Annotated in this window: 18 protein-coding genes; 12 read left to right on the forward strand and 6 right to left on the reverse strand. The window is 62.8% G+C overall.

Translation table 11 applies throughout. The features are described from left to right. The 7 genes from lpxC to NKH12_RS07005 all read left to right on the forward strand — a co-directional run. Positions 1-751, forward strand: a 751-nt coding sequence (gene lpxC / locus NKH12_RS06975; protein ID WP_352952468.1) for a UDP-3-O-acyl-N-acetylglucosamine deacetylase, incomplete at its 5' end; no start/stop codon positions are given. 216 nt (positions 752-967) lie between these two features. Further along, entirely contained in the window at positions 968-1,837 is an 870-nt protein-coding gene (locus NKH12_RS06980) for an outer membrane protein assembly factor BamD (protein WP_352952469.1), read from the forward strand. A 13-nt stretch (positions 1,838-1,850) separates the two neighbouring features. Further along, positions 1,851-3,524 carry a DNA repair protein RecN gene (gene recN, locus NKH12_RS06985; protein ID WP_352952470.1) on the forward strand — a complete coding sequence of 558 codons (1,674 nt, stop codon included), beginning with the start codon at positions 1,851-1,853 and terminating at the stop codon, positions 3,522-3,524. Positions 3,525-3,761: 237 nt separating this feature from the next. Further along, positions 3,762-5,912, forward strand: a complete 2,151-nt coding sequence (gene ligA, locus NKH12_RS06990) for an NAD-dependent DNA ligase LigA (protein ID WP_352952471.1) — start codon at positions 3,762-3,764, stop codon at positions 5,910-5,912. Then, positions 5,909-6,601, forward strand: a complete 693-nt coding sequence (locus tag NKH12_RS06995) for a DUF2461 domain-containing protein (protein WP_352952472.1) — start codon at positions 5,909-5,911, stop codon at positions 6,599-6,601. The genes ligA and NKH12_RS06995 overlap by 4 nt, the downstream gene beginning before the upstream one ends. A gap of 125 nt (positions 6,602-6,726) precedes the next feature. Then, the gene (locus NKH12_RS07000) at positions 6,727-7,455 is read left to right on the forward strand and encodes an AzlC family ABC transporter permease (protein ID WP_352952473.1); all 729 of its coding nucleotides are present in this window, start codon (positions 6,727-6,729) and stop codon (positions 7,453-7,455) included. Then, positions 7,452-7,748, forward strand: coding sequence for an AzlD family protein (locus tag NKH12_RS07005; protein WP_352952474.1), 297 nt, complete (start codon positions 7,452-7,454; stop codon positions 7,746-7,748). Before NKH12_RS07000 ends, NKH12_RS07005 begins: the two co-directional genes overlap by 4 nt. Before the next feature lie 131 nt (positions 7,749-7,879). Here NKH12_RS07005 and NKH12_RS07010 read toward each other — a convergent pair whose 3' ends face one another. Then, a complete protein-coding gene (locus NKH12_RS07010) occupies positions 7,880-9,727 on the reverse strand; it encodes an aminopeptidase P family protein (RefSeq protein WP_352952475.1) in 1,848 nt (615 codons plus the stop codon). A gap of 265 nt (positions 9,728-9,992) precedes the next feature. Here NKH12_RS07010 and NKH12_RS07015 point away from each other — a divergent pair, with 265 nt between their 5' ends. Next, positions 9,993-10,178 carry a hypothetical protein gene (locus NKH12_RS07015; protein ID WP_352952476.1) on the forward strand — a complete coding sequence of 62 codons (186 nt, stop codon included), beginning with the start codon at positions 9,993-9,995 and terminating at the stop codon, positions 10,176-10,178. A gap of 35 nt (positions 10,179-10,213) precedes the next feature. Here NKH12_RS07015 and NKH12_RS07020 read toward each other — a convergent pair whose 3' ends face one another. Continuing rightward, positions 10,214-11,086: a 50S ribosomal protein L11 methyltransferase gene (locus NKH12_RS07020; RefSeq protein WP_352952554.1), complete on the reverse strand. Its 873-nt coding sequence runs from the start codon at positions 11,084-11,086 to the stop codon at positions 10,214-10,216. 86 nt (positions 11,087-11,172) lie between these two features. Then, positions 11,173-11,751: an SCO family protein gene (locus tag NKH12_RS07025; protein WP_352952477.1), complete on the reverse strand. Its 579-nt coding sequence runs from the start codon at positions 11,749-11,751 to the stop codon at positions 11,173-11,175. Positions 11,752-11,954: 203 nt separating this feature from the next. On the opposite strand from NKH12_RS07025, the gene NKH12_RS07030 reads away from it, so the two are divergent. The 3 genes from NKH12_RS07030 to NKH12_RS07040 all read left to right on the forward strand — a co-directional run bounded on the left by NKH12_RS07030 (position 11,955) and on the right by NKH12_RS07040 (position 13,695). Then, a complete protein-coding gene (locus NKH12_RS07030; protein WP_352952478.1) occupies positions 11,955-12,473 on the forward strand; it encodes a CreA family protein in 519 nt (172 codons plus the stop codon). Between the two features lie 69 nt (positions 12,474-12,542). Then, positions 12,543-13,184 (forward strand): DapH/DapD/GlmU-related protein, encoded by a 642-nt coding sequence (locus NKH12_RS07035; RefSeq protein ID WP_352952479.1) that lies wholly within the window; start codon positions 12,543-12,545, stop codon positions 13,182-13,184. A gap of 82 nt (positions 13,185-13,266) precedes the next feature. Then, on the forward strand, positions 13,267-13,695 hold the full coding sequence (locus NKH12_RS07040; RefSeq protein WP_352952480.1) for a low affinity iron permease family protein: 429 nt from the start codon (positions 13,267-13,269) through the stop codon (positions 13,693-13,695). A gap of 3 nt (positions 13,696-13,698) precedes the next feature. Here NKH12_RS07040 and NKH12_RS07045 read toward each other — a convergent pair whose 3' ends face one another. After that, positions 13,699-14,565, reverse strand: a complete 867-nt coding sequence (locus NKH12_RS07045) for an SDR family NAD(P)-dependent oxidoreductase (RefSeq protein ID WP_352952481.1) — start codon at positions 14,563-14,565, stop codon at positions 13,699-13,701. 134 nt (positions 14,566-14,699) lie between these two features. Between NKH12_RS07045 and NKH12_RS07050 the strand changes: the two genes are divergently transcribed. Continuing rightward, positions 14,700-14,981, forward strand: coding sequence for a hypothetical protein (locus NKH12_RS07050; RefSeq protein ID WP_352952482.1), 282 nt, complete (start codon positions 14,700-14,702; stop codon positions 14,979-14,981). A gap of 6 nt (positions 14,982-14,987) precedes the next feature. On the opposite strand, the gene NKH12_RS07055 is transcribed toward NKH12_RS07050, so the two are convergent. Further along, positions 14,988-15,563: a TMEM175 family protein gene (locus NKH12_RS07055; RefSeq protein WP_352952483.1), complete on the reverse strand. Its 576-nt coding sequence runs from the start codon at positions 15,561-15,563 to the stop codon at positions 14,988-14,990. A gap of 142 nt (positions 15,564-15,705) precedes the next feature. Continuing rightward, positions 15,706-18,450: an ATP-dependent helicase gene (locus NKH12_RS07060; RefSeq protein WP_352952484.1), complete on the reverse strand. Its 2,745-nt coding sequence runs from the start codon at positions 18,448-18,450 to the stop codon at positions 15,706-15,708. Positions 18,451-18,543 lie beyond the last annotated feature (93 nt).

The raw sequence follows: 18,543 nt of genomic DNA on the forward strand, positions 1-18,543 counted from the left end.
TCTCTGCACCATGCTCGGCGATCCGGCAGGCGAGCATATCGCCACAGTCGAACACCTGATGGCCACGCTATTCGGGCTCGGCATCGATAATGTCGTCATCGAGATCGACGGCCATGAGGTTCCGATCCTTGACGGCAGCGCCATGGCGTTCGTGGAGGCCATCGACCAGGCGGGCATCGATACGCTGCCGGTCAAGCGCCGCTATATCCGGTTGGTCAAGCCGGTTCGCATCGAGAACGGTGCCTCCTGGGCGGAGTTCAGGCCCTATGACGGCACGCGCTTCGAAATCGAGATCGATTTCGAAAGCCCTGCGATCGGCCGTCAGCTCTTCGCATCCGACATGAACGCCGACATTTTCCGCCGCGATATCGCGCGGGCCCGCACCTTTGGTTTCATGAAGGACGTCGAGCGGCTGTGGGCAGCCGGCTATGCGCTCGGCTCCTCGCTGGAAAACTCCCTGGTGATCGGCGACGACAACCGCGTGATCAACATGGGAGGCTTGCGCTATCCCAACGAGTTCGTGCGCCACAAGACGATGGACGCCATGGGCGACCTGGCGCTGGCCGGCGCCCGGTTCATTGGCTGCTTCCGTTCCTATCGCGGCGGCCACAGGCTGAATGCGGCAGCGCTGCGCCGCCTTTTGTCGGACCGTTCAGCGTTCGAGATCGTCGAGACGACACGCCGAGAGCGCGGTCGGACCGCCGAGATGAGCGCCGTCTATGCGCCTGTCTACGCGCCCTGGATGATCTGATTCTTAACGTTTTTCGGGTTTTATGGCCGCCGGCCTGTGTTGCATGAATGCACCATTGGCCGGCGAAATCACGCAAGTGTGCGGGCTGCGCCAGGGCCGCCACAAAAATGTGCGATTGGCCGGAGATAGCGTTGCCGGGCACGGCGATTATGGTTATGCCTGCTGCCCCAGGGCGAATTGTCGACTGAAATGACGCCGAAAGGGCGGAATCCAATCATGTTCTTCAAGCGAATTGGTCAATCGAAAGCGCCGCATCGGGCTGTTTTCCTGGCGCTTTCGGTGCTTGTTCCATCGCTGTTCCTGTCGGCCTGCATGTCGTCCGAGAAGGATGTCGATCTGTCGACCTATGTCGAGCAGACCGAGCCGGCCGACGTTCTCTACAATCAGGGCCTCGCCAATCTGAATGCCGGGCGCCTGCAGGAGGCGAGCCGCAAATTCAGTGCGGTCGACCGCCAGCATCCCTATTCCGAATACGCCCGCAAATCGATGGTGATGGGCGCCTTTGCCGACTATCGCCAGGGCAATTATACCGAGGCGATCGGTTCGGCCAAGCGCTATCTCACGCTCTATCCGTCGACCGACGACGCTGCCTATGCCCAGTACATAATCGGGCTCAGCTACTACCGGCAAATCAGGAATGTCACCCAGGACCAGAAGGAAGCGCGCCAGACTGTGCAGACAATGCAGGATCTGGTGACGCGCTGGCCCGATTCCGAATATGTCGACGACGCCAAGGAAAAGATCCGCTTCGCCAATGACCAGCTCGCCGGCAAGGAGATGCAGATCGGCCGCTACTATCTCGAGCGCCGTGAATATATCGCCGCCGTCAAGCGGTTCCGCCTCGTGGTGGAGACCTATTCCAACACGCGTCATGTCGAGGAAGCGCTCGCGCGCCTTACCGAAACCTATTATGCGATGGGGCTGACATCGGAAGCGCAGACTGCCGCGGCTGTGCTCGGCACCAACTATCCCGACAGCGTGTGGTACAAGGATTCCTACAAGCTCCTGCAGACTGGTGGGCTCGAGCCGCGCGAGAATGCGGGCTCGTGGATCGCCAAGGCCGGGAAGCTGATCACCGGCGCCTGAGCGGCGCGTCACCATGCTTTCCAGACTGTCGATCCGCGATATCGTTCTGATCGAGAAGCTGGACATCGATTTCTCGTCCGGCCTTTCGGTGCTGACCGGCGAAACCGGGGCTGGAAAATCCATCCTGCTCGACGCGCTGTCGCTGGCGCTTGGCGCTCGCGGTGACGCCTCGCTGGTGCGGCATGGCGCGGCACAAGGCCAGGTCATCGCCGTGTTCGACGTGCCGCGTAACCATCCTGCCCGCATGCTGCTCGCCGACAACGCCATCGAGGACGATGGCGACATCATTCTGCGCCGCGTGCAGACGGCGGACGGCCGTACCCGCGTCTTCGTCAACGACCAGCCTTCCAGCGTGACGCTGATGCGCGACGTCGGTCACGCGCTGGTTGAGATCCATGGCCAGCATGACGAGCGTGCCCTGGTCGATCCCGGCGCCCATCGCGAATTGCTCGACAGTTTTGGCGGTCATCTCGGCGCTGTCCGGGCGACCGCCGAAGCATGGCGGTACTGGCGGGCGTGCGAGCAGGAATTTTCGTGGCACCGCGCCAAGGTGGAAGCGGCGGCCCGCGAGGCCGACTATCTGCGCGCCGCGGTCGCCGAATTGACGAAGATCGACCCCCAACCCGGCGAGGAAGCCGAGCTTGCCGAACTCCGTGCCTCGATGATGCGGGCGGAAAAGATCGCCTCGGAAATCCATGACGCGCAGGATGTGCTCTCGGGACCATCCTCGCCCCTGCCGCAACTCGCCAGTCTGTTGCGGCGGCTGCAGCGCAAGGTGGCCGATGCGCCCGGCCTGCTCGACGACGTGGTCAAATCGCTCGATGAGGCGATGCTGTCGCTCGACGCGGCGCAATCGGGGGTGGAAGCGGCACTTCGCGCCACCGAATACGATCCGCGGCGGCTGGAACAGGCCGAGGAGCGGCTGTTTTCGCTGCGCGCCGCTTCACGCAAGCACAGTGTGGCGGTCGACGCTCTGGCGCAGTTGCGCGACACGATGGCCGCCGATCTCGCCGATCTCGACGCCGGCGAGGAGCGCCTGCACGGGCTGGAGAAGCAAGCCGCCGCGGCGCGCGAGACCTACGACATTTCCGCGGCACAGCTTTCGTCGCTTCGCCATGCGGCGGCGGTCGGATTGACCAAGGCGGTGATGGCCGAATTGCCGGCCCTGAAGCTCGAGCGAGCCGCGTTCATCGTCGAGATGGCGAGTGAGGCCGAGAGCCGCATGGAAGACGGCATCGACCAGGTTGAGTTCTGGGTGCGCACCAATCCCGGCACAAGACCGGGCCCGATGATGAAAGTCGCCTCCGGTGGCGAACTTTCGCGGTTCCTGCTGGCGCTGAAGGTGGCGCTGGCCGACCGTGGCTCGGCGCCGACCCTGGTCTTCGATGAAATCGACACCGGCGTTGGCGGTGCGGTGGCGGACGCCATTGGCCAAAGGCTGGCGCGGCTGTCGAAGCGCGTGCAGGTGCTTTCGGTTACGCACGCGCCGCAAGTGGCGGCACGCGCGGCGACGCATTTCCTGATCTCCAAATCCGGCGGGGCCGACCGTGTCGCCACCGGTATCGCCGAGATGGACCGGGCGGCGCGGCAGGAAGAGATCGCGCGGATGCTGGCCGGAGCGACCATCACCGACGAGGCACGCGCGGCGGCCGAGCGCCTGCTGCGAGAGAACACAACCGCGGCATAGGGGAGCTCATGCTCGGCGATGTGGGTCGAGTCAGGATGTGGCTCCATGCTGCTGTTCCGGAATGATTTTCTCGAGGCTTGGCTCCCTCAGGGCAAAATCCTGATCTATTGTATTGCGCGCCGCTGCAGCGTCGCGCGCCCTTTCGGATGCGCAAAGGACGCTGTAGCAATTTGATTTTGCGCGTGATCCTTTCTGAAGATCGTTCCGAGCTTTGGGGTCAGCGTCGAGGAGCAGTGCATGTCCGAAAAACCTGTCGATGCGCTTGACGAAAGCGAGGCAGCAAGCGAGCTGAAGCGGTTGGCCGAGGAAATCGCCGACCACGATCAGCGCTACCATGCCGAGGACGCGCCGACGATTTCGGACGCCGCCTACGATGCGCTGCGGCGGCGCAATCTCGCCATTGAGCAGCGTTTTCCCCATCTTGTGCGTGAGGATTCGCCATCCCGCAAAGTCGGTGCCGCGGTCTCGGAGAAATTCGGCAAGATCGTCCATGCTATTCCGATGCTGTCGCTCGACAACGCTTTTGCCGATGCGGACGTGATCGATTTCGTCGGCCGCATTCGCCGCTTCCTCAGGCTCGGCGCCGACGCGCCGCTGGCCATGACGGCCGAGCCGAAGATCGACGGCCTGTCGCTGTCGCTGCGCTACGAGGCCGGACGGCTGGTGACGGCAGCAACGCGTGGCAACGGCCAAGTCGGCGAGGATGTGACGGCCAACGCCCGCACCATCGCCGAGATTCCCAATGTGCTTTCGGGGGGCTTTCCCGAAGTATTGGAAGTGCGGGGCGAGGTCTATATGCGCCTCACCGATTTCGCCGAACTCAATCGCCGCAATGCCGAGGCCGGAAAGCAGGTTTTTGCCAATCCGCGCAACTCGGCGGCAGGCTCCTTGCGCCAACTCGACACGTCGATTACCGCCAGCCGGCCGCTGCGGTTTTTTGCCTATACCTGGGGCGCGGTGAGCGCCATGCCCGCCGACACGCAGATGGGCATGGTGGCCGCGTTCGAGCGTTTCGGCTTCAGGGTCAATCCGCTGATGAAGCTGTTCGACAGCGTCGAGGGGCTGCTCGAACAATACCGGCTGATTGAATCCAGCCGGGCGACGCTAGGCTACGACATCGACGGCGTCGTCTACAAGGTGAACAGCCTTGAGCTGCAGCAGCGGCTGGGCTTCGTGTCACGCTCGCCGCGCTGGGCGATCGCGCACAAATTCCCGGCCGAGAAAGCGACGACGATCCTGACCGGCATCGACATCCAGGTCGGCCGCACCGGCGCGCTGACGCCGGTGGCGCGGCTGGTGCCGGTGACGGTCGGCGGCGTCGTGGTGACCAACGCGACGCTGCACAATGAGGACTACATCAAGGGCATTGGCAATAACGGCCAGCCGATCCGCGAAGGCCGCGACATTCGCATCGGCGACACTGTGAGCATCCAGCGTGCCGGCGATGTCATCCCGCAGGTCATCGACGTGGTCATGGAAAAGCGGCCGCCCGACAGTATGCCATATGCTTTTCCAGTGCTTTGCCCGGCCTGCGGCAGCCACGCCGTGCGCGAGGAGGGTGAAGCGGTCAGGCGCTGCACCGGCGGATTGATCTGCCCGGCGCAAGCAGTGGAGCGTCTGCGCCATTTCGTGTCCCGAGGTGGTTTTGATATTGAGGGGCTCGGTGAGAAGCAGATTGAGTTCTTCTTCCATGCTGAGGATCCGTCACTACGCATCTATTCGCCGGCCGACATCTTCACGCTGAACGCACGGCAGGCAGGATCGCTGACCAAGCTCGAGAATGTCGACGGTTTCGGCGCGACCTCGGTACGCAAGCTGTTCGCAGCAATCGACGATCGGCGGCAAGTCGAGTTCTCGCGCTTCCTCTATGCGCTCGGCATCCGCCACATCGGCGAGACCAACGCCAAGCGGCTGGCCCGCCATTTCCTTTCCTTTGCCGCTTTCCGCGAAGCCGGGCAAAACGCCGTCATGCCGGCCGGCAAGGGTGACCCTGGCAACGCTGCCTGGCAGGAGTTGAACGGCATCAACGGCATCGGCTCGATCGTTGCCGAAGCGGTGGTCGATTTCTTCGCTGAAGACCATAACCGGCAGGCGCTCGATGCATTGCTCGCGGAAGTAACAGTGCTCGACGAGGAGCCGGTCGGTGGCGTGTCGTCGCCGGTCTCCGGCAAGACAGTGGTCTTCACCGGCGCCTTGGAAAAGATGTCGCGCGACGAGGCCAAGGCGATGGCCGAAAAGCTCGGCGCCAAGGTCGCCGGCTCGGTGTCGAAGAAGACCGATCTCGTCGTTGCCGGACCAGGTGCCGGCTCCAAGCTCAAGCTCGCCACCGAGCTCGGCATCGAAGTGATCGACGAGGATGCGTGGTTGGCGCGGATCGGCAAGGCGTGACGGTGGCATTTAACGGTTTCGGCCAAAAGGCCATTCCCTTCCTCAAGGCGCTCGATTTTCATCAGAGTCGGGAGTGGTTTCTGGAAAACCGCAACCTCTTCGAATGCGAACTGCGCGACCCCTTCGGCGATCTGGTCGAAACGCTCTCCGAGCGGTTCACGGCGATAGGGCTCGGTTTGCGCGGCGATCGCAAGAAGTCGCTGTTCCGGATCAATCGCGACGTGCGTTTCGCTAGGGACAAACGACCCTACAATCGGCATCTATCGGCAATCCTTTCGCCCGACGGCACCAAGATGGAACAAGGCGTATTCTTCGTCCATATCGGGCTTGAGCGCTGCTTTGCCGGCGTTGCCTGGTGGCAGCCCGGACCGGCGCTGCTGCTGGCGATGCGCAACGCCATCGCGACGCGGCCGCGCGAATTCCGGGCGCTGGTCAAGGCATTGAAGCGAAATCGTCTCGAACTTGATGCGGAAGGCTGCATGAAGCGAGCGCCGCGCGGCTTCGAGCATGTCACGGAGGCCGATCTCGCGGCGGCCATCCGCAACCGGCATTTCGCCGTCCGGCACGAAATCGACCCTGCGGGAATTCACGGGCCGGCATTGGTCGACGAGCTCGTTGATTTCACCTTGCGGGCCAAGCCGCTGCTCGACTGGGGCAGGGCCATCGAAGGGCAGGTCCCGGTGGACTAAGCTCCGGACCGATGAACGTGCAACATGGCTCGGTGATCATTTCCGCTGATCGTTTGGCTCAAGCGAATTGGTGTGACAAGGCAGGCGGTGCTACCTACATACGACCATTCCCGAGGGAGTGATCGATGTCGGCGGAAGCAATCTCCGAAAATGGTGCGAAAAGCGATTTTTGGCAAGGCGTGCGGCTCTCGATGCCCGTCGTGGTGGCGTCGGCGCCGTTTGCGCTGCTGTTCGGCGCTATCGCCGTCGACAACGGTTTCAGGGTGCTCGAAGCCTTCCTGATGAGCGCCATGGTCTTCGGCGGCGCCAGCCAGATGGTCGGCATCGAATTGTTCGGGCAGCATGTCGCGCCATGGCTGATCGTGCTGTCGATCTTCGCCGTGAATTTCCGCCATGTGCTCTACTCGGCGGGTATCGGCCGGCGCATCGCGCACTGGCCGCTGGTACAGCAGGCTGTCGGCTATTTCATCCTGACCGATCCGCAGTTCGCGGTGGCCGAGCGTAAGGCGGAGACCGGCGAGACGGTCGGCTTCGCCTGGTACATGGGGCTTGGTCTGCCGGTCTATGTGTTCTGGGTAACCGAAAGCGCGCTCGGCGCGATGTTCGGCACGCTCATTCCCGACACGCATGCGCTGGGCATCGATTTCCTGCTGCCGATCTACTTTCTCGGACTGGTCATGAGCTTTCGCAAACGGCCACTGTGGCTGCCGGTGGTCGTCGCAAGTGCCGCTGCCTCCATCATCGCCTACAAGACAGTGGGCTCGCCCTGGCACGTCTCCATTGGCGCCGTGGCCGGCGTGCTGCTCGCGGTCATCCTGCCGCCGCACCACAGCGGTGTGAAGGCGCGGCCATGAGCACAACCTTGTGGATCATCATCGCCGGTGCGATTGCGACCTATCTGACCCGCATCGGCGGCCATCTGGTGATCTCGCGCTTCGAAAACATCCATCCGCGCGTCGAGGCCGGGTTGAACGCGGTCCCGGCGGCGGTGCTGACGACGCTGGTGGCGCCCGCGGCGCTTGGCGCCGGCCCGGCGGAATGGGCGGCATTGATCGTCGCCGGACTGGTCTCGCTGCGCGGCGGGCTTATGGCGATGTTTTTGGCCGGCGCCGCCGTGCTGATCCTCGCCCGGCAGTTCGCCGGGTAACCGGACCGATGCAGCTGAGACACACGCGCGCCGGGCGCGGTTTTATGGCGGCGTAGGGCATGGTGTGAAGTCGACGGCACGAATTCACAAATCGACATCCGCTTGGGTCGATAGCTGACCCCTTTCCGAACTCAGATCTTCTGGTCGTGCGGCAGCGGTGCTGTTGCCTTTTCCAGCCATGCCAGCGTCTCGCCATCGAGCATCGGTCCGATCTCGGCCAGCACGCGGGCGTGATATATGTCGAGCCAATGCAGCTCGTCGCGCGTCAATAGGTCGGATCGCACCAGCCTGACGTCGATAGGCGCCAGCGTCAGTGTCTCGAAGCCGTGCATGGCGATGTCGCCGCCCTCTATCGGCTCGGCCAGAGTCACCAGTACGAGATTCTCGATGCGAATGCCGTAGGAACCTTCCTTGTAGTAGCCCGGCTCGTTGGAGACGATCATGCCCGCCAGCAGCTTTTCGGTGCCGGTCCTGGCGATCCGCTGCGGGCCCTCGTGCACGGCCAGATAGGAGCCGACGCCATGGCCGGTGCCATGGGCGAAATCGCAGCCATGTTTCCACAGAGCCAGGCGCGCCACGGCATCGATCTCCGAGCCGCGCGTGCCTGGCGGAAAGCGCAGCATGGAAATGCCGATCATGCCCTTCAGCACCAGCGTGAAGCGTTCGCGCATTTCCTCGGTCGGCCTGCCGATCGGCACGGTGCGGGTGATGTCGGTGGTGCCGTCCTGGTACTGCCCGCCGGAATCGAGCAGGAACAGCTCGCCAGACTGAAGCTTTCGGCTGGTGGCGCGGGAGACACGGTAGTGCATGATGGCGCCATTCGGACCGGCGCCCGAGATGGTGTCGAAGGAGACGTCGCGCAGCGGCATCTGCGTTTCCTCGCCGGTGCTGCGGCGGCACTCCTCGAGCTTGGTGACGACCGCGATCTCGTCGAGCTTGCCGGGTTCTTGGCGGTCGAGCCAGCAAAGCAGCTTGGCCACGGCGGCGCCATCGCGGCGATGCGCGGCGCGGGCGCCGTTGATCTCGGTCTGGTTTTTCGTCGCGCGTGGAATGCGGGCAGGATCGGGTGCGGCAATGACGGTGCCGCCATTGTCCTCGACCAGCATTCTCAGTTTCTCCGCCGCCAGCATCGGATCCAGCGCGATCTTCGCGCCGCCCTTGGCTAGGGCTGCGATAACAGCTTCGAATTCACCGGGTTCGTGCAATTCGGCGAGCTGCGTCAGATAGGCCGCGACGGTGCGCGAAAACTTGCGCTGGTCCATAAAGAGCAGGTGCGACCCGTCGGCCGCGAGCACGGCAAAGCCGAGGGCCAGCGGCGTGTGCGGCACGTCGCCGCCGCGGATGTCGAAGGCCCAGGCGATGGAGGACGGGTCGGTCAGCACGGCATGGGTGGCGCCATCCTTGCCGATGGCCGACGCTAGCCGTGCCAGCTTGTCCTTGGCCAGTTCGCCGGCAAAGGCGATCGGATGGAGCTCGACCGGCGCCAGCGGTGGTTCGGGCTGGTCCTTCCAGATGGCGTCGATTGGATTCGTCTCGAGCGGCACCAGTACCGCTCCCGATTTTTCGGCCGAAGCTTTCAGCGCTTTTACGTCGCCGATCGTCTGCAGCCACGGATCGAAGCCAAGCCGCACGCCCTTGCCGAGATTGTCCTTGATCCAAGTGGGAGGCGGATTGTCGACCAGGCTTTCGATCGAGAAGATGTCGAGATCGACCTCCTGGCGCACCTGCAGCGTGTAGCGCCCGTCGACGAACATGAAGGCACGGTCGCCGAGCACGATGGCGACGCCGGCCGAACCGCTGAAGCCGGTCAGCCATTTCAGCCGTGCCGAGCGGTCGGCGACATATTCCCCCTGATGCTCGTCGGCACGAGGCACGATGAAGCCATCCAGCCCGTTGGCCGCCAGCCATTGACGCAGCAACGCCACACGCGGCTTGCCGACGGCGGGGTCGCCGGCGGAATCAAAGGTCTGGAACATCATGGCCTCTCCTCGGATGTTGGCGCGAGCGTAGCGCATGACCCCGAAAATCGGAATCGACTTTTTGCTGCGCTGATCTTCGGTCCGGAGAAAATCAGTGTAAGATCAAAGTGCTATAGCGTCCGCCGACTGGCAACAGGTGGGGTTTGGTCCAGCACCGCTTTTGCGCATAGACGCCATGCAGAATCGGCGATTTCCAAATAGGTCAGCAGAGCTTACCTTTTCGGCGTGGAGGAACGAGTCTTATTGCCCTGCAAAGGAGACCATCATGTCCACGATTTCAGCCAGACGCGGATTTTTCCGAAGCGCTGTGAATGCTCTCATCGAAGCGCGTCAGCGTGAAGCGAGCCGCTATGTGAGCGGCGTTCTGCTTGGTTTTGACGACGAAACGCTGAAAGCGCACGGCTACGATCGCGAAGAACTGAAGAAGGCGGCAAGGTCGCGCTACGTCTGAGCGAATTTACGGCTTGCGTTCGAAGGCGCTGCGCGTCACCGCTTGAGGTGGATCGTCACCCAGCCCTCGCGATGCAAAGTCCTGACATGGCGGAACTGCTGGCCGACATAGGCCGAGATCACCGCGTCGCGCTGCCGGTCGAGGATGCCTGACAGCACGATCGAGCCGCCCAAGACGATATGCCCGGCCATTTCTGGCGCCAGCCGCATCAGCGGCCGCGCCAGTATGTTGGCGACGATGAGGTCGAAGGGGCCGCGAGCGGCAAAGATCGGGTGGTGGAAGCCCGGCGCCGTCACCGTTTCGACGAGCGCCTTGACGTGGTTGAGCCTCGCATTGGCCGCCGCGACCTTTATGGCGACCGGATCGATGTCGGTCGCCAGCCCCGGGATATGGGCGAGCTTGGCCAGCGCGATGGCCAGCACGGCGCTGCCGGTGCCGAGGTCGAGCGCGCTGCGCGGGCGCTCGCGCCGCACGACCTGTTCCAGCATTTCAAGGCAGCCGGCGGTGGTGCCGTGATGGCCGGTGCCGAAAGCCAGACCCGCTTCGATCTCGATGGGGAGTTCGCCGCTGTGACGCTTCCTGCGGTCATGCGCGCCGTGGACGAAGAAACGGCCGGCGCGTACCGGCTTCAGTCCCTCCAGCGAACGCGTCACCCAGTCGATATCAGGCACGGGCTCGCGCGCAATCGGCCTCGCCAGGGCAAGCCCGGCAAGAATGTCTTTCACGCACGCCTCGACGGCATCGACATCGCCGTCGGCATAGAGCGACACTTCGTGGATGTCGCGGTCCTCATCGACTTCGAGGATGGCAATCGGCAGGCCCTCGTCTTCGAAGGCTGCTTCGAACGCCGCGAAGATACGGTCGGCCTCGATCTTTCCCGTGGTGAAATAAAGCCGCGTTTGGGTCATCAAACGGTGTTTTTGTTTGAGCATGATCTTTTCCGAAAACCGGTCTCACTTTTCGCTGTCGCGGACCTTCGGTTCGGGATCATGCTCTAACCTTCCGCCGCCAGCCGCTTGAGTTTGGCGATGGCGGTGTCCGAGCTTTCGCCGTAGGCGATGGTGCCGGCGAAGTCGCCCCTGGCGTCGAGCAGCAGCACCGAAGCGGTGTGGTCCATCGTGTAGTCGCCGTTACCCGTATCAACCTTCTTCGAATAGATGCCGAAGGATTTGGCCATGGCGTGGACCTTGTCCGGATCGCCAGTGATGCCGAGGATGCGGTCGGAGAAATTGCTGATATAGGCATTCATGATTTCAGGCGTGTCGCGCTCCGGGTCGACCGAGACGAAATAGGCGCGCAGGTTCTTGCCGTCGTCACCCATCGTCTTCAGCCAGCCGGCCAGTTCGAACAGCGTGGTCGGGCAGACCTCCGGGCAATGGGTGAAGCCGAAGAAGACGACGCTGGGATGACCGCGAAAGGCGGCCTCGGTGACCGGAGCGCCCTTCTGGTCGACCAGCGTGAACGGCGCGCCGAACGGCTCGCCGCCATAATGCCCGCGGTACCAGTCGAAGGTGAGCCAGCCGATGCCTGCTGCCATCAGGACGAGAATGCCGACCAGTATCGAACGCATCATCAATTGGGTGTCCGTCGTGATTTTCATTGGCGCCGTATTGGCGCCATGGAGCTTGTTGGGCGAACACTCTTAGCGGTTTGATCTCGCGCGCGCAAAGATGTCGCGTTGCCGCAACCGGCTTTCCCGTCAAAAAATGATCCGCTTGCAAAGCGCCGCCGACCGTCCCACCTGAGGTCGGCAAAACTCGAACGCAGGAGGCTTCGTTGCAACGACTGATTGGGCAAGGACTGATTGGGCGAAAACAGATCGGCGGCGCTTTGGCCGCATGCCTTGTCATCGGTGCTGGTGCGGCTGTCGCCCAGGAGGTCGGCAAGGTCGGCGTCGACTGGCTCGGCAACGACATCATCGTCGAGGCAATCAAGGATCCGAAGGTCGAAGGCGTGACCTGCCACGTCTCCTATTTCGACCGCGGCGTGATCGATCGCTTGCAGAAGGGAAACTGGTTCGAGGATCCGTCCGATTCCTCGATCTCGTGCCGCCAGACCGGGCCGATCACCATCAGCGACATCGACATGAGCGAGGCCGGCGAGGAGGTGTTCAAGCAAGGCATCAGCCTGATCTGGAAGAAACAGGTGGTGAACCGCATCTACGACAAAACCAATGAGACCCTGATCTATCTATCGCACTCGCGCCAGGTGCAGGACGGTTCGGCGAAAATGTCGGTTACCACCGTGCCGCTCTACGGCCAGAACGTGGTGTGGACCAACGGCAAGCCGAAATAGGCTCTGGAAACAGGTGACGGACGATTGGTCCCGCTTGCGGGACCAATCGCTCGGGCGTAAAGCGCCGGGATGGACCGTCCCGAAAACCTCGTCCTGAAAGGCCCCGAGCCGCGCGTCCATCCGACTGCGGAATTGAAGGCGTGCAAGCTTGGGCGCTACGCCTCGATCGGCGAGCGGGTCATCCTGCGCGAGGTCTCGGTCGGTGACTTCTCCTATTTCGAGCGCCACGCCGAGGCGATCTACACGACCATCGGCAAGTTCTGTTCGATCGCCGCCAACAGCCGCATCAACGCGCTGGAGCATCCGATCGAGCGGCTGACCCAGCACAAGGTCAGCTATCGCCCGAACGAATATTTTCGCTGGCTGGGCGTCGACGCCGGATTTCGGGAACGACGGCGGGCGAAGTCCGTCAGCATCGGCCACGATGTCTGGATCGGTCATGGTGCGGTGATCATGCCTGATGTTACCATCGGTAATGGCGCGATCGTCGGCGCCAATGCGGTGGTGACGCGCGACGTACCTGCCTACGCGATTGTCGCCGGCGTTCCGGCCAGGCAATTGCGCCAACGTTTCGCGGCGGACGTCGCCGCGCGGATCGAAAGCCTCGCCTGGTGGGACTGGCCGCCCGAGAGACTGGCCAAGGCAGTCCCCGACATGCAGACGCTGTCCATCGAGGCCTTCCTCGACGTCTGGGATAACGAAATACCCTGATCTTGCGGGCGCGTGCACGGTTATGTCCGCGAAATCCCTCCGTGCAGGGAACCCGAAGCGGATGCTGGTTGTTTCTGCTGCCATGATAGAGAAGCTTTTCACCAGGATCGCCAACTACGTTGCCCATCTCGCCGGTCTGCCGTCGACATTTGCCGTCTGTTTCCTGATCATTGTGGCGTGGGGGGCAAGCGGACCGATGTTCGGGTTTTCCGATACGTGGCAGCTCATCATCAACACCGGCACGACGATCGTCACCTTCCTGATGGTGTTCCTTATCCAGAACACCCAAAACCGTGATGGCGCCGCGATCCAGGCGAAGCTCGATGAATTGATCCGGGTCAGCAAAGCCAAAAACAGCTTTATCGGCATCGAGCATCTGACCGAATCCGAGGTCCAGGAGATCCGCGAGAAATGTGAGCGCGCGGCGAAGCGGCATGACCGGCAGGTCGCCGGTGTGGCGGTCAAGAAAGCCGATGCGCAAAAGCCCGGCTCGAAGACGCATGCGGCGTGAGCGTCAGCTTTCCATGAACGCCGCGAACGCTTCCTTGTGGTCCGGGTGCCAGCGCGACAGAGCAGGGCGATTTTCGATGATGTCGCCGATTGCCCAGGCCATGCGCTTTTCGTCCATCGGCCGTGTCGCCTCGTTGTCGGGGCACAGGATGTAGAAGTCGCCACGCACTAGCGCTGCCAGCATGAACTCGACCACCTGCTCGCCGGTCCAGGCGCCGGCGGGCTTTTCGGTCGCACCTTCGGTCAGGCCGGTAAAAGTGAACCCCGGAATAAGCAGATGCGCAGCAACCTTTGCGCCGGGCTCGTTGCGCAGCGCGTGTGCCAGGCCTTCGGTGAGGGTCTTCACGCCTGATTTGGAGACGTTGTAGGCAAGGTTGCCGGGCGGCGTGGTGATGCCTTGCTTGGAGCCGGTGTTGACGATCAGGCCCGGCCTGCCGGTCGCCAGCATGCGCGGCACGAAGGCCTCGACGCCATGAACGATGCCCCAGAAATTGATGTCCAGCAGCCGCTTCCAGGCGTCGCGGTTCTCCCAGGGTTTGCCGGGATTGTTGCCGACGCCGGCATTGTTCATCAACAGCGACACGCCGCCGAAGGCACCGAACGCCTTTTCGGCCAGCCGGTCGAATTCGTCGGCCTTCGAGACGTCGGTGCCAACCGCGAGCACGGCACTGTCCCCGGCAATCGTTGCAACGGCGCGGGCAGCCTCATCGAGCCGCGCGCCGCCGATATCGGCCAGCACGATCTTCAGGCCCATCGCTGCCAGCCGCTTGGCCGCGGCAAGGCCGATGCCGCTGGCGCTGCCGGTGATGACGGCAACGTTGCCGGAGGCAAGGGCAGGCAAAGCGCTCTGGATTTCGGCATCGGTGGTCATGGCTATAGCGTCCTCGTTCAAGTTGCGCCGAACTTAGCGCGGCGAGGGGCTCGCGCAAGCCCGCTTTGACGTCCTTGGGTTGACCACATCGGCAGGCGCTGCGCATGCTGTCCGCGTAAGAAGGAGATTACCGATTGACCGACTGGATCGAGATCCTGAAAGAACAGACCGCCACCGGCGATCAGATGAGCCGCGAGGTGCCGCAAATGCTTGCCAATCCCGACATCAGCGAAGTGCAAGTGAAGACGCTGTTTTCGGCGCTAGAAAAGCAAGCGGAATTCGTCGAGAAGCTGCGCATGGCGCTGGAGAAATTCGGTCATGATTTTTCGGTGATCAAGGCGGCCGAGCGGCTTGAGGAGCGCTATGCCGACCTTGCGGCCTCGGTGGCCGAGAAGCTGAAAGCAATGCGGGAATAGGCAGCCCTATTTTTCGACCAGCCTCTCGAACCGCCTGTCCGGTACGAACCAGATCATGGCAACCAGCACATAGAACGCGACGCTGATCCATTGATTGACGAAGGCCAGCGGAATGGCGGCGATGTAGAGGACCACCGAGATCTTTTCCTTGCGGTCGGTGCCCACCGCTCTGGCGAAGGTAGTGTCGTTGCCATGCAGCCGGTGCAGCATGACGACTAGAATGAAATAGGCGGTCGCGCAAAGCGCCAGGACAACACCGTAAACGGCGACAGGCACCGGCGCGAAATGGTTTTCACCCATGAATGCGGTGGTGACTGGCATCAGCGACAGCCAGAACAGCAGATGCAAATTCGCCCACAGCACGCGGCCATCGACGCGCTGCACGGTGTGGAACATGTTGTGCAGATTGTTCCAGTAGATGCCGACATAGATGAAGGACAGCACGTAGCTGAGAAAGGTCGGCCACAGAGGTGCCAGCACGGAAAAATCCGCGCCATGCGGCACCTTCAACTCCAGCACCATGATGGTGATGATGATGGCGATGACGCCATCGGTAAATGCCTCGACCCGTCCCTTGCCCATGGATTCTCCCTACCAACACGCTGAAGTTAAAAGATAATTTCGCGCACCGCCACCGGCAATAGCGTCAAACTTGTCAGGAGCAAGCTCGGGAACACATGGCCGCCGCTCTCCGGCGGCCGGCGACACCGTTGTCGCGGCGCCCTCACACCCCGGTGACAAACCCGTCCAGCACGCGTTTCTGGCCGGCCTTGTCGAAGTCGATGGTCAGCTTGTTGCCTTCGATGGCGGAAATGTTGCCGTTGCCGAATTTCTGGTGGAAGACGCGGTCGCCGACACTGAAGGGGGATGGCGTGTCAGCGACGGATTTGGCGACCAATTCGCCGTCGATCGTGCGGCCTTTGATCGAGGTGCGGCCGGCGCCATAGCCGGAGTCGGTTTCGCCATAGCCGATACGCTCGACCTGGTGGCCGGAACGCGAGCCCCAGTTGCGGTCGGTCGCCTCGGTGCGGTTCTGTTGCGCGCGCTGCCAGCCCGGCGTCGAATAGGTGTTGGAGAAGCTGCCTGCCTTTTCCTCGCCGACATTGTCGAAACGCGAGGCGCCGTAAGGATTTTGCCTTCCTGCCCCTTGGCCACCACGTCCCGAGGCAAAAGAACCGCCGCCGTAGGAATTACCGTAACCGCCGTAGCTGTTGCCGCTTTCGGCGACTTCGACATGGGCTTCCGGCAATTCATCGAGGAAGCGCGACGGGATGGTCGATTGCCACAGGCCGTGGATACGGCGGTTGGAGACGAACCACAAATGCAGGTTCTTCTTGGCGCGGGTCAGCCCGACATAGGCCAGCCGCCGTTCTTCCTCGAGCCCGGAGCGGCCGCCCTCGTCGAGCGCGCGCTGGTGTGGAAAAAGACCTTCCTCCCAACCAGGCAAAAACACCGTCTCGAATTCGAGGCCCTTGGCCGAATGCAGCGTCATGATGTTGACGGCGTCGAGCTCGGCGTTCTGCTCAGCGTCCATCACCAGGGCGACATGTTCGAGGAAGGAGCGCAGCGATTCGTACTCCTCCATGGAGCGGATCAGTTCTTTGAGGTTTTCCAGCCGGCCGGGGGCTTCCACCGAGCGGTCGTTCTTCCACATGTCGGTGTAGCCGCTCTCCTCCAGGATGGTCTCGGCAAGCTCGGTGTGCGGCGTGGTCTCCAGCGCCTTCTGCCAGCGCTCGAAATTGGCGGCGACTTCGCGCAGCGCTGCGCGCGGTTTTGGCTTCAGCTCGTCGCTCTCGGCGAGTTTTTCGGCAGCCTCCAGCATCGGGATGCGAAGCACCCTGGCGGTGTCGTGGATCTGGCGGATGGTGGCTTCGCCCAACCCGCGCTTCGGCACGTTGACGATGCGCTCGAAGGCGAGGTCGTCGGCGCCTTGCGCGACGACGCGGAAGAAGGCCAGCGCATCGCGGATTTCGAGGCGCTCGTAGAAGCGCGGCCCGCCGATGACGCGGTAGTTGAGGCCGAGGGTGACGAAGCGGTCCTCGAACTCGCGCATCTGGAACGATGCGCGGACAAGAATGGCCATGTCGTTGAGGTTGTGCTTCTGCCGCTGGTAGGCCTCGATGGTTTCGCCGACGGCGCGGGCCTCCTCCTCGGAATCCCAGGCGGCATGGACATGCACCTTCTCGTCATCCTCGGCAACCTTTTCGGTGAACAGCGTCTTGCCGAAGCGACCTTCATTGTGGGCGATGAGGTGGGAGGCGGTGCCGAGGATATGCGCGGTGGAGCGGTAGTTGCGCTCCAGCCGGATGATCGTGGCGCCGGGGAAATCCTTATCGAAGCGCAGGATGTTGTCGACCTCGGCCCCGCGCCAGCCATAGATGGATTGATCGTCGTCGCCGACGCAGCAAATGTTTACTTTGTTATCGCTCACGGGCTGTTCCGCGCCTGCCGGCGCGGGCCCTCCGCGAGGGCCTCGCAACGGCTCGGACGGACGGTCGTCCTTGCTGCCTTCGGCCGGAATTCCCGATTCATCCTTCGGACTTGCCGGTCTATAGCTACCCGCCTCCGTTCTATCCGGAACTCCGGAACGACCTGGAGCGCGACCACCCGGAGAGCCACTTCGTGGTCCGCCCGGCCGCTGCGCCAAAAGCCGCAGCCACATGTATTGGGCGGTGTTGGTGTCCTGGTACTCGTCGACGAGGATGTATTTGAAGCGCTTGTGGTACTCCTTCAGCACGTCCGGATTGGCGCGGAAGATGCGGATCGGGTGGCACAGGAGATCGCCGAAGTCGCAGGCGTTCAGCGTTTTCAGCCGCTCCTGATAGGCCTTGTAGAGCTCGCGGCCCTTGCCGTTGGCGAAGGCGCGGGCGTCGCCCTCGGGAATGTCGGCGGGGCCAAGCCCCTTGTTCTTCCAGCCGTCGATCATCTGGGCGAACTGCTTGGCCGGCCAGCGCTTATCGTCCAGCCCTTCGGCCTGGATGAGCTGCTTGATCAAGCGCACGACGTCGTCGGTGTCGAGAATGGTGAAGTCGGATTTGAGCCCGGCAAGCTCGGCGTGTCGGCGCAGCAGCTTCACGCCAATCGAATGGAAGGTGCCGAGCCACGGCATGCCTTCGACATTGCCTTCGCCTATTAAGAGGCCGATGCGCTGCTTCATCTCTCGCGCCGCCTTGTTGGTGAAGGTGACGGCGAGGATTTCCCTGGGGTAGGCCCTATGGGTGGCGAGGATGTGAGCGATACGGGTGGTCAAGACGCGCGTCTTGCCGGTGCCGGCCCCGGCCAGCACCAGAACCGGACCTTCGGTAGTTTCCACCGCCAGCCGCTGCTCGGGGTTGAGCCCGTTCAGATAATCGGGTGCATTGTTGTGGCCGCTGCGGGCAGCCATGGCGCGCGCGGCAATGCCCGACGGGGCCGCGGGCCGCGCGTTCGGTTCGTCAAAAAAAGGCATATCTTCCGAAAAGCCGGACATCTCCCCCGAATGTAGTGATTCGGCAGCGAAAGGCCAGAAGTGTCTCCGTTTTGTTCTCAATCCAGGGCCGGAACCTACAAACGGGTAGATTTA

The organism is Mesorhizobium sp. M1322 (assembly GCF_040318085.1).
Lineage (GTDB): Bacteria > Pseudomonadota > Alphaproteobacteria > Rhizobiales > Rhizobiaceae > Mesorhizobium.